The sequence below is a fragment of the Clostridia bacterium genome (genome assembly GCA_017394805.1).
Taxonomy (GTDB): domain Bacteria; phylum Bacillota; class Clostridia; order Christensenellales; family CAG-1252; genus RUG14300.
Genome location: JAFPXC010000003.1, coordinates 1 through 14,325, shown reverse-complemented (window position 1 = coordinate 14,325; position 14,325 = coordinate 1). Strand labels below are relative to the sequence as shown.

Genomic DNA, 14,325 nt, shown 5'->3' with positions numbered 1-14,325 from the left:
TAGTCAATACCCATTCGTGCCTCAGAAGCGGCGCAGTCGATACCACAAAAGCGCCACACCGCCCAGCGACGCGAAGGACGCGCCCATGGCCACGGCGGCGCAGACCACCGCATAGAAGGGCGCAACGCCCGTCCGCGCAATCCGCGATAAAAATACGACGCCGACCGCGAGCGCCGCCACGGCGGCCGCAAGGCATACGCACAAGACGACAAACAACCATTTATTCGCTCTCTTTTCCATACCAATATGCCTCCAACGTGCCGAACTCCAACGCATCGTGGTCGGTGACGCCGACCAAGGTCGCGATGGCCGAAGCCGCCTGCTCGTAGTAGCCGATGACGGGCACGGCGTTGTACCCGAACAGCGTTTGATAGTACAAGCGGCAGACGTGATCGTCCTTGAACAACTCGGGCACGTCCGCGTCCTCGAAACGCCCGTACCCCGACACCGTGCCAACGTACACGGCGGCGGCACGCGAGGCGTCGTACTCCAACTTGCCGTTGAAACAGTCGGCCTCAAGATAGCCCGAGGTCGCACCCGTCAGCCCGCCCAAATTGATATAATATCCCGCCGCACGCACGGTGCCCGCCGCGATACATTGCCGCAGTACGGCGGGTTGGTCGCTCGTTTCTTTGTCGTAGTAGTTGTCCGCCGCAATGCCGCCCGCGTAGACGGCGGTATAATCCCCGCGTCCGTACACGCCGCCCGTCGCCAGACAATGCGTCAACACGCCGTAATTGTTGGCGCAAACGCCGCCCGCGTGGACGTAACTGACCAATATCTTTTCGCCGTCGGGGAAGGAAACGTCCGCTTTGGCACATTCGACGTCGCCGTATACGCGTGCGTTCTCCACCACGCCGTAATTGACGGCGCAGACGCCGCCCGTTTTGGGCGACCATTGATAGACGGACGTGGTTTGGGCCACCACGTACCCCTCTTTTTGGATACAATCGCGCAGGACGCCCCCCTTCTCGTTGCGGAAGACGAAGCCGCCCAAATCTACGGTTTCGGCCCTGACGTTGCCCTCCAACGCGCACGACTCGATGAGCCCCGTATTGGTCGAAGCGAAACCGCCCAATTCGCCGTCCACCTCGCCCATACCTACCCAGTTGAGGTCGCCCTGAAGGGTACAGCCGCATATCTCGCCCTTATTCTCGACGAACAGTCCGCCGAACGCGCACGACTCGGCGCGCCCTTCCTCGTTGCGTGCGAAGTCGGCGAGCGTGACCGTCCACCCCTCCGCGCTTTCCAGCGAGAACGTGACGTTGCGAAAACTGCCCGCGTTGACGCGCGCAAGCGTGGCGTAAGACTGCGTGACGGTGACGTCATGCCCGACGATGCGCACGGTGCAATTTTCGATAGCGCCGTCAAAGACGTCCGTATGCGGCGTGGCGGAAACGTCGATCGTGAGCGTATGCCCCGCGCCGTTCAAATGCAAATGCGACCAATCCACCGTGTCGTCGAGCGCAAGGTCGCGTTTGAGTACGTATTGCTTGTCGGCGGATACGGTTTGCAAATCGGCAAGACTGCCCACGGGAACGCCCTCGCGGTAGACGAGCCCCAACGCCAATGCGGCCACGCCCGCCAAAAACACCACGACGAGCGCCGCAAGCAACGCCGTAAGTAAGCCCTCGGTCGATCGTTTGAGGGGTTTGGGGGGCAAAACGAGTTGCCCGTCGCGCACGGCCGCGCGTACGCCGTAGCGCAACTTGATAATCAAAACGACGCGCTCGCCCTCTTCGGCGGATACACCGCCGCGGGCAAATTCGCGCCGCAGCGCACGCCAATCCCCCGTAAGCGCCAGCATCTCCAACGGCTCCACGTCGGCGGTGGAATAGCCCGCCCATAGGCGCAAAGCCTTCCCTGCCACCTTGGCGAAATCGTTGTAGACCTGCCTGTCCTCATCCAAGCGAAGGGGATTGTCCTGCCGCATCGCCTGCGCGTACGCCCCGACGATACGGTGGCTGCCGTACAAATAGCAGACGGCAAGCAAAGAAAACCTGCCGATATACAGGTTCTTGTGCTTGCCGACGGCGGCGTCGAACGCCGCTACGTCGTCCGCTCGCACGGCTTGGAGAATGCCCTTCGCGTCGTCTGCCATACGATCAGCGTTTGCGCTTGACGCCGCGCTCGTCCGCCCACGCGTCCAACAGTTCGTAGAGGTAGGCCCTGTCCACGTCGTTTTGCTCCACCAGCTTGGTGAGCAATCGATTGTTGAGTTTGTATTCTTCCGTCAATTCGGCGACGGCTTGGTCCTTGCGCCCCAACTCCTTGGCGATCACTTCGTTTTGCGACCGAATGGCGTCCAACTTGCTGTTGCCGCTCGTCAAGGCCTCGCCCACGTCCTTGTTGATGAAATCACTCACCTTTTGCACGGTGTTGTTGTAGTTTTCGAGACTGCGCTGCAAGTCTTTGACGTTGTAGTTGGTGCGCTTCTCGGCGATGATGACGTCCAGTCGTTGCAACTGCTCCTCGGCCTTTTTGTCCAACTCGCCCACCGTGGCGAGGCTGTCCTGCGCCTTGTCCAGAGCGGTCTCCAACTTGGCCATCTCCTTGACGTAATTCGCGCCCAACGAGACGAAGCGGTCGATTTGGGTGGCCAAATCGCCCGACCGCGCCGCCTGCTTGGCCAAGGTCTCGTAAATCTCCTGCAACTTGCCCTTGACGTCGTCCGAAAAGGCGTCGTTAAGTCGGTCTATATCGTTGCGCAAGCTGTCGTAGGTGTCCACGAATTGCGCGAGACTCTCCAATACGGGCGCCAGCAGGTCGCGGTACCCCAAGAATGCGGTAATCAGAGCGTTAAGATTGGTAGATTGTTCCATATCCTCTCCTTATTTGCGTGTTTTCATACGGTTATGCAAGCGTTTGCGTGTATCCTGCAAACGCGTTAAATCCTCTTTGACTACGTCCACCAAAGCCGATTGCGCCGCCGCGTTGCCCGCAAGATCGGGGTAGTAGCGGAGCATATCCACGTTGAACGCCACCTCGCCCGAAGCCATGGTGGAGCGCATCAAATCGAGAAGTCCCGTCTCGCCGGCGAGGACGAAACACTTCTCGGCGTCGGCGGTAGCACCCAACTGCCAAAAGGCGATGCCCGCCTCGCGCAAACGCCCCGCGTTGACCAAATCGGCATATACGTCTATACGTTTTGCGTGCCATGCGCCGTTGGGCAACTTGTCGGCGGCGTGCTGTGCATTCTCGTATTGACCGAGCGAAATGAACTGCGCCACACGCTCGAGTTGCTCGGCTTCTTCGAGTTTTTTGCCCGCTACCGCCTGTAGGTTGCGCACGGCCTCGGTCGTGGTTTGGGCGGTAAGGGACATCAGCAATTCGTCGAACAAAGCGGGCGTCTGCCCCTCCAAGACGTAAAGGTTGCGCCGAGCACGGCTCACGCCCACGTAGAACAAATTGAAATAGTAGCGGTACACCGAGTTTTCGTCGGCGGTCTTGCGGTCTATCCACTTGCGCTCCAACGCCTGCCAATGCGCGAGGTTGGCGCCCAACAGACGATAGAGCACGACGTTGTCGCGCTCCAAGCCTTTGATTTCGCTGACCGTCAACACCTCGTACGAGGGCAACGCGGCCAAAAGCCGCTCCTTTTCCGCGCGGTTGGCCGTGATAAAGGTGACGTCGCCCAAGTCGGCCTCGCGCACGGTGGAGAGAAACGCGTCGTCGTCCGCGACGAAGTAGGCGTCCGTATACCCGTCGTCCGCAAAAGCCGCGCCCTTCAAGACGAAGTTGTGCGTGCCGAATTGCGCCTCGTTGAGCGCGCCCAGCGCCTCGATGACTTCTTGTATGCGCCGTCCCGAACGGTAGTTGTGCGTCAATGTGGACACGCGCGCCGTTTCCTGCTCGAAAAGAAGGCGCTTGAGATAGGCGAAATTGAAGAAAGAGGGGTTGATCATCTGCAAGGCGTCGCCTACGGCGAACGTCTTGTACGCCATGCGTGCCAACAGCACCAACGTCACCTCGGCGAAGTCCTGCACCTCGTCGGCCACGACGAGGCTATAACGCGGCAACGTACCCGCAAGCAGTCGGCGACTGAGAGTGTTGTTGTCCTCTCGCCCCGCTTTGGCGAGGTGCTTGCGATAGTCCTCGGCGATGCCGTAGATGGTGTCGCACTCGCTCTTGGAAAAACTGTCCTGCCGCAAGGCGGCGTATTGCTCTTTCGTGAGCGTCTTTTGGGGTTCGCTCGGATCGCACCACCCTTCGATGAGGCCGAAAATCTCCTTGTAAATGACCTCGGGCGACAAGGCCTTGATCTTGTCCAACCGCCCCGTGAGGTAGTAGTTGCGCGTTTCGCCCATATAGGTACGCACGAAGTACTCCTCGTCCGCCATCGCAACGCGCTCGCCCGTGACGGCCGTATAAATATCCTGCACCAGCCGATAGTCCACGTGGTCGTCCAGCCACGCCGCTATCTCCCGCAACTTCCGCGTGAGCGCGTCCGTGCAATCCTCCGCGAGATATAGCCCCAGCCGATTGACGACGGCGGCTTGTCTGTCCTCGTCCACGTACCGCACAGTGCCCGCCGTCATGGCGGCGGCCAAGGATACGAGATTCTCTTTCCACCGCTCCACGCGCATTTTGGTGTCCAACAAAAGCCCTCTCGAATAGGTGGTGTACAGCACTTTGCCGCCGTATCCGCGGCACGCCGCGAAGAGAATCTTGTCGATGCACACGTTGGTCTTGCCGCTGCCGGCCACGCCCTGTACGAGGACGTTGACGTCCTCCAACGTGACCAACGCGCGCTGTTCGGGATTGAGACAAGGGAAATACACGCCGTCCGTCAAGGACAACTTGTACAACTTGTCGAAATCGCTCTCGGGATAGGCGGGACTGCCCTCGCTCACCGTCACGTCAAAGACGGTATGCGCGGACAAAAAGGAAACAAAGCGGGTGTCCTCCTGCCAAATGGACTCCATCGTGGAGTCGTACCCGCAAAAGATAAGACTGTCCGCCGTAAGGCGCACCCAAAAGACGTGCAAGCGGTCGGCGGTGGCGACACTCCAAAATCCCTTGCCGTCCGTCAGGGGCAACGAGGCCATGGCAAGCAAAAGCCCGCCCGCTACGGCGTCGAGCATTTTGTCGGTATGCTTGAACCGCGTCGTCTGCTTGACGAAGCGCTCGGTCTTGTATACGCGATAGCGCCCGCTGAGCACCGTCGTGGATGCGTCTATACTTACGGTAAAGTTCATTTGGTATGACTGCCGGCGACCGACAAGATCAGTCGCTCTATTTTGCCCCGCATTCCCTCTTTGAGCGGGACGGAGACGTTGGTGCGGGTGTCGCACAATTTGTTGTTGGCTATATCGTAACGCCGAATGGCGTTGGACCTATCTTTGATTTGGGCGTCGCGCTCCAAGACGTACGCTTGATTGAGGGTTTTGGCGCGTTCTTCGCCGAGGCGCTTCGCCAAAGTGGCCAACGCGCGGCGCTTGTTCATCAGTTGCGACCGCTCGTCCTGACAGGTGACCACCGTGCCCGTGGGAACGTGCGTAATGCGCACGGCCGTCTCCACCTTGTTGACGTTTTGACCGCCCTTGCCGCTCGAGCAAAATATATCCACGCGGATATCCTCGGGCGATACGCACACCTCGCCCTCGGGCTTGGCAGGCATCACCGTCACCGTGCAGGACGCACCGTCCGAACGCTTGTGCAACCCCGCCTCGAAGTGCAAGCGCCCCAGCCCGCCCTCGGCGGTCAAGGTACCGCCCTCGGCGGTCTCGTCGGCAGCGTATCTGACACCCGACAAATCGAGATAGTGACGATAAAGGCGTAGGACGTCCACCCCGAATTTATTGACGGCGGAGCCTTTGACCGTCAAAACGCACGGCTCGTTGCCGCCCAGTTCGGTCAAGCGAACGAGGGCTTCCGCATTGGCTTCGGCCTCTTTCAGTTCGGCCGACAGCCTGTCTTCTTCCTCTTGATATAGCGCGCGAAACTCCCCTTCCGCCGACTGCTTTTCCAACCGGCACCTATCCAACGCGTCCGCCGCGCTCTTGAGCCGACGATAGGCCTCGGCGTAGGGCGCCAAACGCGCCGCTTCGCGCCCGAGGTGTTGATAGTAACGCGCGTCGGCGGCCGTCTCGGGCAATTCCAATTCGGCCTGCACTTCCATCGCCCGCTCGGCGGCTTCCCGCATGTTGTTCAAAAGATTCTTTACGCTGTCGTCCATATCATAAGAGTACCACATTTTGCCCCGCTACGCAAGACCTCGGGCGGTAAAAACCCGCGTTGGGCGCGCTTTTGCCCCGAAAACCGCGAAAAATATCTCAAATGGCTATTGTCATACCGCGCTTTCAATGGTATAATAGATAATAGATTTATTGTTTGGAGGTACCGTTATGTACGAAAAAACCGAATTCTACTTCCCTTCCGCGTCCGGCCTGTGCAACATCCACGCCGCGAAATACGTCCCCGAAGGCGATCCCGTCGCCGTACTCCAGATCGCGCACGGCATGGCCGAACACTTCGAGCGCTACGAGCCCTTTATCAAGGTGCTGACGGACGCCGGCTTGGCCGTCTTCACCAACGACCACATCGGGCACGGCAAGAGCGTGGCCTCGGAGGAGGACAAAGGCTACTTCGGCAAGGACACTTGGCACACCATGATCGCCGACTGCCACACCTTGTACGAAAAGGCGCACGCCGAATATCCCGACCTGCCCTATTTCTTCTTCGGCCACAGCATGGGCTCCTTCGTCGCGCGTGAATATACCCGCGAGTACGGCAAGGACCTCGCCGGCGCCATCTACTGCGGCACGGGCGGCGGCAATCCCGCGGTGGGCATCGGTATCGCCCTCTCTAAGATGATCGCCGGTTGCAAGGGCGAGAAGCATCGCAGCAAATTCATCGACGGCATGGCCTTCGGCGCCTACAACAAGAAGTTCGCGGGGCGCACCCCCTTCGATTGGCTCACCAAGGACACCACGGTGGTGGACGCCTATATCGCCGACCCCGACTGCGGCTACCTCTTTACGCTCAACGGCTATATCACCCTCTTCGACATTCTGCGCGAAGTGTCCAAGCCCGAATGCTACGCCGAGATTCCCAAAGACCTGCCCATCCTGCTCATCGCAGGCGAAATGGACCCCGTGGGCAACTACGGCAAGGGCGTCAGCGAGGTGTGCGACAAGTTGATCGCCTCGGGACATACCAAGGTGGATATGCACCTCTACGGCGACTGCCGTCACGAGATCCTCAACGAAAGCGAGATGTTCCAAGAGGTATGCTCGGACGTTTTGGCTTTCCTCAAAGCGAATATCTGACGAAAATCGGTTGACGAAAGGGGCAATCTTCCCTAATAATATAGTGAGAAACCCCGTATAAGGAGACTTTCGCAATGAAAAAATGTTGCTTGCGCGGCTGTATATCCCTATTGGTGTTCGTCGTCATTATCGCGGTCGGCGTCATCGTTTTGCTCAATCTGACGCCGAAACAACTGCACTTGGCAGACAAATCCATCGCGGGTAGCACCGTGGAAGAGTACGGTTTGGCGGACGTCAAACTCATCAAGATTATCAAGGGATTCCGCGGCCTTTCCGAAAAGGAAAGCAACGTGGTCGCCAACGCCTACAACCCCACGGACGAGGCGGATTCGGCCAAAGCCCTGTTTGCCAACAGCACCTACGAACACGCCGACAATTACGCACAGTTGGTCGTAGACCAAGCGACGTACGACAAGCGGTATCTGCGTAGTGCCAACGATACCACCGTAGCCTACGTGCTGAATAACGTCATCAGCGAGACCTACGCTTTGGACGCGGGAGACGGCAACAAAACGCCCGCTATGTCCGTGCGCGAAGTGATCGTATCCAAGACGGACAAAGAGGGCGTCCAAACGGGGCACCTTCGCATGGTCGTCGGCGTCGCAGCCAAGAGTTTCATCAACCTCGAAAAGTTGAGCGGCGTCCTCGATAAGGTCAAGATTATCAAATTGCCCGAATACGTCTACGTCGTATGCGCCGCCGACTTCACGGTGAGCGCGGACGGCGCGCAAGCGGGCAAAATCGTCTTCCAAAATACGCACGCCAATATAGGCGGCGACGATAAAAACGCGCTCAACAGTTTCCTCTTCGGCATTCTCAACAAGGCCATCGGTCAATCCGTCGAGGATCCCGCCAAGAACGAGGAGACTTTCGCCTCCGTCGTCTTCGACAAAACGGCGGCGGTCATCAACCATATCGGCGAGATCGGCACGGCCAGCACGTCTGTGGACGGCAAATTCGTCGTGGTCGGCGCAATAACGCGCGGCATGGCGGGCGTTTCGGACGGCAAACTGTTCTTCATCACGTCCACCGCGGAATAACGCGATTGTCCAAACTTAACGGCGAAGCTTCGGCTTCGCCGTTTTTTCGTCCGCCAAGCGGCGTTCGGCTTTTTTTGGATGCGTTTATCGGCAATTCGCGGCGCTATCCCTATTGACACGGATTACTATAAAATGATAGAATAAAGTATATTATTATTAAGGAGTACGGCATGAAAAAGAGTTCGGCTATTCTGAGTACCAAAGCGGCGTTTGCCTACAGCTTGGGAATATTGGGCGTGCAACTCGTTTTCGGCTACGTCAACAGCATTCACTCGGAGTTCGTGCGCGACGCCTACCAAAGTCTGGACGCCAACGTGCTGTACGTCGCCGCCGCCATCATTCTTTTGGGCAAGGTCATCAGTTGTATCGCCGACCCCATCATCGGTTCCCTCATCGACCGTAGCCGCCTCAAAGGGGGCAAAATGCGCCCCTTTATCCTTGCGAGCGCAGCGCCGCTGGCCGTTTTGACGGTGGTCATGTTCATCTATATCCCCTTCGAGCGGTTGGGCACGGCGGGCAAGTTCGTCATGTATTTGTACATAGCCGTCATGACCGCTCTGTGGAATATCGCCATGAGTTTCGCCGACATTCCCTCGCAAGGTATGCTGGCCAGATTGAGCCCCGTGCCCAAGGAGCGCAACAAGGCGGCCGCCATCAGCAACACCTTCAAAAGTATCGGCCTCGGCATCCCCGGGGTGATGATCACCTTGGTAACCTTGGTCGCGCCCGCGCTCAAAGCCGACAAGGTCAAAAGTTACTTCGTCACGGCGTTGGTGGTGGCCATTCTCGGCGTCATATTGTACCTGCTCATCTATTGGTGCAACCGCGAACGCGTCACGGTGGAAACGAGCGCGCCCGTGGGATTCAAGGAGATGTTCGTCGAGCTCAAAGAGAACAAGAATATCCGCATCGTCTTCTTGTGCTATATGCTCGGCTTCGGGCGTAATATCGCGCAGTCCATCGCCTTGCAGGCAAGCGGCGCCCTCTTGGGCACCAGCCTCGTCCTGCCCCTCTTGGGCACGGTCAACCCCGGACACGACGCCAGTTGGCTCATCGGGCTTACCTCGGCGGTCGTTAGCGCGTTGGGGTTGGTGGCCATTCCCTTCATCAACAAGAAGTGGGGCGAAAAGAAGTCCTTTATCCTCATCGCCGTCATATCGGGCATACTCGGCATAGCGGGTTTCGTCACCTACGTTTGCTTCCCCGCGGACAGCGCGTTCCGCTCGGGCACCACGGCGTTGTGGTTTATTTGGGTGGTACAGGCCTTGGTCAGCATCATGTACTGCACGCACAACTATATCCCCACCATTATGACGGCGGATATTTTGGACTACCAAGAATGGAAGACGGGCACGCGCAAGGACGGCGTGGACTACGCCATACTGTCTATGAGCCACAAGTTGGCCACGGGCATCTCCATGGCGGTGGGCATCTTCTTGGTCGGCCTCGCGGGATATGGGCGGGAGACGTCCGCCAAGATGCAGAATATCGTCTTCTTCGCCTATATCGGTCTGCCCGCCGTATGCAGCATCCTGAGCACTATTCCCATGTTCTTCTACAAGATTGACAAAGACACCAAACGAGCCATGCACGCCGAATTGGAGACGCGTAGAGCCGCCGCCCAACCGGCGACGGATGGCGAATAAGGAGGTAAACTATGTTGTTGGGTAGCATTTCCGTCGGCGCTATAGTCGGCATAGCCGTCGCCGCCGCAATCTGCGTGTTCTTCGCGGCGTTGATCGTCCGCACGGCCACCTTCCGCAAGGATAAGACCGATACGCCCCTCAAACTCGCTGCGGACGTCAGCGAAGAGGCCGCCGCCACCCATTTGCAGGAAGCCATACGCTTCAAAACCGTGTCGATGGTGGACGAATACGCCGACAACTCGGCGCCCTTTTTGGCCTTTCGCAAGTGGATGTTCGACACCTATCCCCGCTTCACCTCGGCGGCCGATCTGGCGGTCATCGCCGATTATAGCCTCATCTTCCACCTCAAAGGCACCGACGCCACCCTCAAAGGCGCGTGCTTCCTGTCGCACATGGACGTGGTGCCCGCCCCTGCGGACGGGTGGACGCACGATCCCTTCGGCGGCGAACTCGCCGAGGACGGCTATATCTATGGTCGCGGCGCGTTGGACATGAAGTGCCATTTGGTCAGCCTGTTGGAAGCCTTGGAGTACCTGATGAACAAGGGCGTGACGTTCAAGCGCGATATCTACGTTTGTTTCGGTCACGACGAGGAGCCGGGGCAGAGTTTCAACGGCGCGCCCAATATCGTCAAATATCTCAAAGGCAAGGGCGTGGAAATGGAGTTCGTGCTGGACGAAGGCGGCACGGCCATCGAGGGAAAAACCCTCTTTGCCCAAGGCTTGGTGGCCATGGTCGGCGCGGCCGAGAAAGGCAACGGAGACCTCGAGATCGTGGTGCACGGGCAAGGCGGTCACGCCAGCAGCCCCCGCTTCCCCTCGGCCAACGGCAGATTGGCCACGGTCATCAAGAAAATCGAGCGTCGCTATATGCCCTCGCATATCACGCCCCTGACGCGCAAGACTTTCTTGGCCTTGGCGCCGTACACCAACCCCCTGTTCAAGTTCTTTATGGTCAACTCGGACGTGTTTTCGCCCCTCTTCCGCTATATTTTGGGCAAAGCCGCCTCGGTGACCAACGCCCTTATCCGCACCACGTTGGCGCCCACCATGCTATGGGGACCGGACGCAAGAAACGTGCTGCCGCGCGAGGTCAAATTGAATATCAACTACCGCACGCTGACGGGCGACACCGCCGAAGACGTCAAAAAGCACCTCGAGAAGTTGTTGCGCCCCTATATCAAGAAAGGGATCGCTTCCGTCAATATGCTGGGATTTTCCGATCCTTCCGCCGTGGCCGACGTGGAATCGGTCGCCTATCGAACGCTCGCTACGAGCATCAAAGAGACATTCCCCGACGTGGCGGTCGTGCCCTACACGATGGTAGGCGCCACCGACTCGCGCTTTTACGCGCCCCTGACGCCCAACGTCTACCGCTTCGGTCCCTTCGTGTGGGGTATGGACGACGAGTCGCGCGTACACGGCATAGACGAGCGCATCCGCCCCGAGCAGTTGGCGCGTGCCGTGCAATTCTTCGTCAACTTCATTTCAAACGCCTGCGCCGAGTAATCTAACGCAACGCGCTTAGGATCTATCTATGAACATATCAACCGTTATTTCAGCCGCAATCACCCCGCAAGAGTTCTGGACGCCCGCCTTTATCGTGGGACTCTGCCTTGCGCTCGTCATCGTCGGCGTCGTCATCGCCCTGCTCGTCGTATTGCGCAAGCAAGGGGGATTCGCGCCGAAAATAAAGACCAAAATACCCCCGAAAACGCCCGAAGCGCCCAAGGAACCCGTGATGGCCGCCCCCGCGCCGTCGCCCGAAGCGGAACCGACCGAGGGTTCGCCCGCCGAAACGACCGAAGCGGTCGCGACGGACGCGACACCCGAAGAGGAAGTCTCGACGACGGAAGAAAGCGCCGCCGCGCCCGCTATTGAAAACGTTTCGCCTATGGACGAAGCGCAAATCGTAGCCAAACAGCGCAAGCGCGAGAGCCGCCGCAAACGCCGCAAACGCGCGAAAAAGATGCGTATACTCGATCTTACCGAAGACAACGACATTCGCTATCGAGGACCGCTGTCCTACCGCGCCTTGCGCATTATCGCCTGGGTGAGCCTTATCTTGTGGCAAATCGGCATGCTGTGCGCCTTCGCCGCCAAAATGGACGCGAACTTCGCCCAAAAGGTGGGCGTGTGGACGATCATTCTGCCCCTGTTCCGCGACCTCATGACCCCCCTATTCTTGGTGGCCACCTTCGCCATCATTCTCAACAACTCGCGCAAATTCAGTTCGCTGCTCGTTCTGTACGGCGGCTTTTCCATACTCTTCTACGCGCTGTTTATGCTACTACACGACCGCTACGCCGTGGGTATCTTCATGCTCCTTTTCAAAGTATCGCGCGAAGAAGCCACACCGCTATTGGATATGCTCATCACGGCGTTCACCAAGACGGGCTATTTCAGTTTCAACATTTTCATCGACTTGTTTCTATGCACGTTGTTCACCTGCTTCGTGCTCTACCGTCCCAAGCGGGTGTTCGTAGGCAAGAAACTCATCATCTTCCGCCTGCTGGCCATATTGCCCGCCGCGTACGAAGTAGGCTCTATCGTCGTCAAGGCGTTGGCCTCGGTGGGCACGATCGTATTGCCCACCTACGTATACCCCCTATTGACGACTAAACCGCCTATGACGTTCGGCATCTTCGTAGTGCTGACCTTCTTCATCAAGCGGCGCGAATGGCTCTTCCGTCGCAACGGCAAGACGCACGAGCAATACGTCAAATACTTGGGCAGCAACCTCAACTCGAGGCAATTCTCCTCTTTCGTTTCGTTGCAATTCTTCATCTTCGCCATTCTCGACCTTATGCTTGCGATAGTCGTTGCGGCGGCCATAACGGGGCGTTTTGCCGAGATGGAAGAACCCTTCGAAGCCGCGTTGCAAGCGGTCAACTCCTGGGGCTTGGGCGGATGCGTCGCTCTGACGTTTGCCATCCCCTTCATCATGCTGTTCTCCTACACGCGAACGCACAAAAACACCCAACTTGACCTCGTCATCAACCTCGTCGGCCTCGTGATATTGGTACTCGTGTACCTCGAGGCGCTATACCAAGGCGTCATATACGAATTGGACGTCGTTAAAAAATTCATCGGTCTATGAAAACGGAAACCAAAACGAAAGCTATACGCATCTTTGCCAGCGCAGTGCTATGCGCCGCGCTGATGGTCGCTTTGATGAACCTGAGCAAATCCTCTCTCATGGAGCCGAACGGCGCCACCTATCTCGGGTTGGCCTTCCTGTTTTTCGGCGTGTACGAATTGGCCATCTTTTTCTACCTGCGCCGCACGCAGCACAAGAAAACGGATTTCATTCAATTCGCCTACGTGGCGTTGTGCGTCGTGGCGGGATTGTGCGCGTTCATCATTCCCGAGACGTCGCGCGCGTTCGTCGTGCCCTCTCTACTGTACCTTGCGGTGCCTACCGTAAAGCGCATACTTGCCATCACCCGCAAGGGCAAACTCAAAAAGGTTTACCATATCATGGTACTCGTCATGTGCGCATTGGCCATTCTCCTCACCGTCGGCTTGGTCCTGGCGAACGTCGAAGGCAACTACAGCATGACGTCGATAGGCGCCAGCGCCGTTTGCATACTGTCGTGTCTGGTCAATATCTGCATGACCGTCTTCTCGCAATTTAACAAGGAGATACTCCTGCGCATCGTCAAAAAGACCTACGCGGGCGAGATAATAATCGGCCTATTGCTATTGGTCATCGCGTTCTCCTTGATATTGATGAACAACGAGGATAGCATTCACAACTTCGGCGACGCGCTGTGGTACTGCTTCGCCGTCATTACGACCATCGGCTTCGGCGACATCGCCGCCGTATCGGGCCTCGGTCGCGTCCTGACGGTCATTTTGGGCCTGTACGGCATTATATGCGTGTCCATCTTCACCTCTATCATCGTCAACTTCTACAACGAAGTGAAGGACAACGGCGACGACGAGGGCATCGAAAAAGCAAAGGCATTCGGCGAAATCGAAGAGGCAAAAACGGCGGCGGCACTCGCCGACGAAGCCGACGAGGAAGAATCGGCAAAAGATGAGGACGAAGACGTCGTGCCCGAAGACGCGGCCCTCTCTTTGCCCGACAGCCCCGCCCCTTGCGAAGCCGCCCCGCCGACTGACGCGGACGCGGACGACGAGTAACCCGTCCTATCGAACGAAGAGCCGCAACGAATATCGTTGCGGTTTTTCGTTTGGGAACGATTGCCGAGCGCGTGTACGGTGTCGGGGATTGTCGAATGATGTTGATTGGAAGATAATATGGTATATACGTTGACAGGTAATAGCGGAAAGTGGTAGTATTCGGGTAGGATTCACGATACCGTGCGTTGCAGGCCAAGCGTGATGACAATATACCTCGGTC

General features: G+C 57.9%; 11 protein-coding genes. 6 read left to right on the top strand and 5 right to left on the bottom strand.

Going from position 1 to position 14,325, the window contains the following annotated elements; all coding sequences use genetic code 11:
• Positions 1–21: 21 nt before the first annotated feature.
• Genes II896_00435 through II896_00415 form a run of 5 tightly spaced genes read right to left on the bottom strand, consistent with a single transcriptional unit; the run spans position 22 to position 6,178 of the window.
• Entirely contained in the window at positions 22–240 is a 219-nt protein-coding gene (locus II896_00435; GenBank protein ID MBQ4443110.1) for a hypothetical protein, read from the bottom strand.
• The gene (locus II896_00430) at positions 221–2,101 is read right to left on the bottom strand and encodes a hypothetical protein (GenBank protein MBQ4443109.1); all 1,881 of its coding nucleotides are present in this window, start codon (positions 2,099–2,101) and stop codon (positions 221–223) included. The genes II896_00435 and II896_00430 overlap by 20 nt, the downstream gene beginning before the upstream one ends.
• A gap of 4 nt (positions 2,102–2,105) precedes the next feature.
• Positions 2,106–2,822 carry a hypothetical protein gene (locus tag II896_00425; protein MBQ4443108.1) on the bottom strand — a complete coding sequence of 239 codons (717 nt, stop codon included), beginning with the start codon at positions 2,820–2,822 and terminating at the stop codon, positions 2,106–2,108.
• 9 nt (positions 2,823–2,831) lie between these two features.
• Positions 2,832–5,198 carry a hypothetical protein gene (locus tag II896_00420; GenBank protein ID MBQ4443107.1) on the bottom strand — a complete coding sequence of 789 codons (2,367 nt, stop codon included), beginning with the start codon at positions 5,196–5,198 and terminating at the stop codon, positions 2,832–2,834.
• Complete coding sequence (locus II896_00415; GenBank protein MBQ4443106.1) at positions 5,195–6,178, bottom strand: PCRF domain-containing protein; 984 nt, start codon at positions 6,176–6,178, stop codon at positions 5,195–5,197. The genes II896_00420 and II896_00415 overlap by 4 nt, the downstream gene beginning before the upstream one ends.
• A 169-nt stretch (positions 6,179–6,347) precedes the next feature.
• Here II896_00415 and II896_00410 point away from each other — a divergent pair, with 169 nt between their 5' ends.
• The 6 genes from II896_00410 (at position 6,348) to II896_00385 (ending at position 14,105) form a co-directional block, all read left to right on the top strand.
• Positions 6,348–7,271, top strand: coding sequence for a lysophospholipase (locus tag II896_00410; protein ID MBQ4443105.1), 924 nt, complete (start codon positions 6,348–6,350; stop codon positions 7,269–7,271).
• A gap of 74 nt (positions 7,272–7,345) precedes the next feature.
• Entirely contained in the window at positions 7,346–8,311 is a 966-nt protein-coding gene (locus II896_00405) for a hypothetical protein (protein ID MBQ4443104.1), read from the top strand.
• 170 nt (positions 8,312–8,481) lie between these two features.
• Entirely contained in the window at positions 8,482–9,957 is a 1,476-nt protein-coding gene (locus II896_00400) for an MFS transporter (GenBank protein MBQ4443103.1), read from the top strand.
• Between the two features lie 11 nt (positions 9,958–9,968).
• Positions 9,969–11,465 (top strand): M20/M25/M40 family metallo-hydrolase, encoded by a 1,497-nt coding sequence (locus II896_00395; GenBank protein ID MBQ4443102.1) that lies wholly within the window; start codon positions 9,969–9,971, stop codon positions 11,463–11,465.
• A 28-nt stretch (positions 11,466–11,493) separates the two neighbouring features.
• Positions 11,494–13,056 carry a hypothetical protein gene (locus II896_00390; GenBank protein ID MBQ4443101.1) on the top strand — a complete coding sequence of 521 codons (1,563 nt, stop codon included), beginning with the start codon at positions 11,494–11,496 and terminating at the stop codon, positions 13,054–13,056.
• Positions 13,053–14,105 carry a two pore domain potassium channel family protein gene (locus tag II896_00385; GenBank protein ID MBQ4443100.1) on the top strand — a complete coding sequence of 351 codons (1,053 nt, stop codon included), beginning with the start codon at positions 13,053–13,055 and terminating at the stop codon, positions 14,103–14,105. The genes II896_00390 and II896_00385 overlap by 4 nt, the downstream gene beginning before the upstream one ends.
• Positions 14,106–14,325 lie beyond the last annotated feature (220 nt).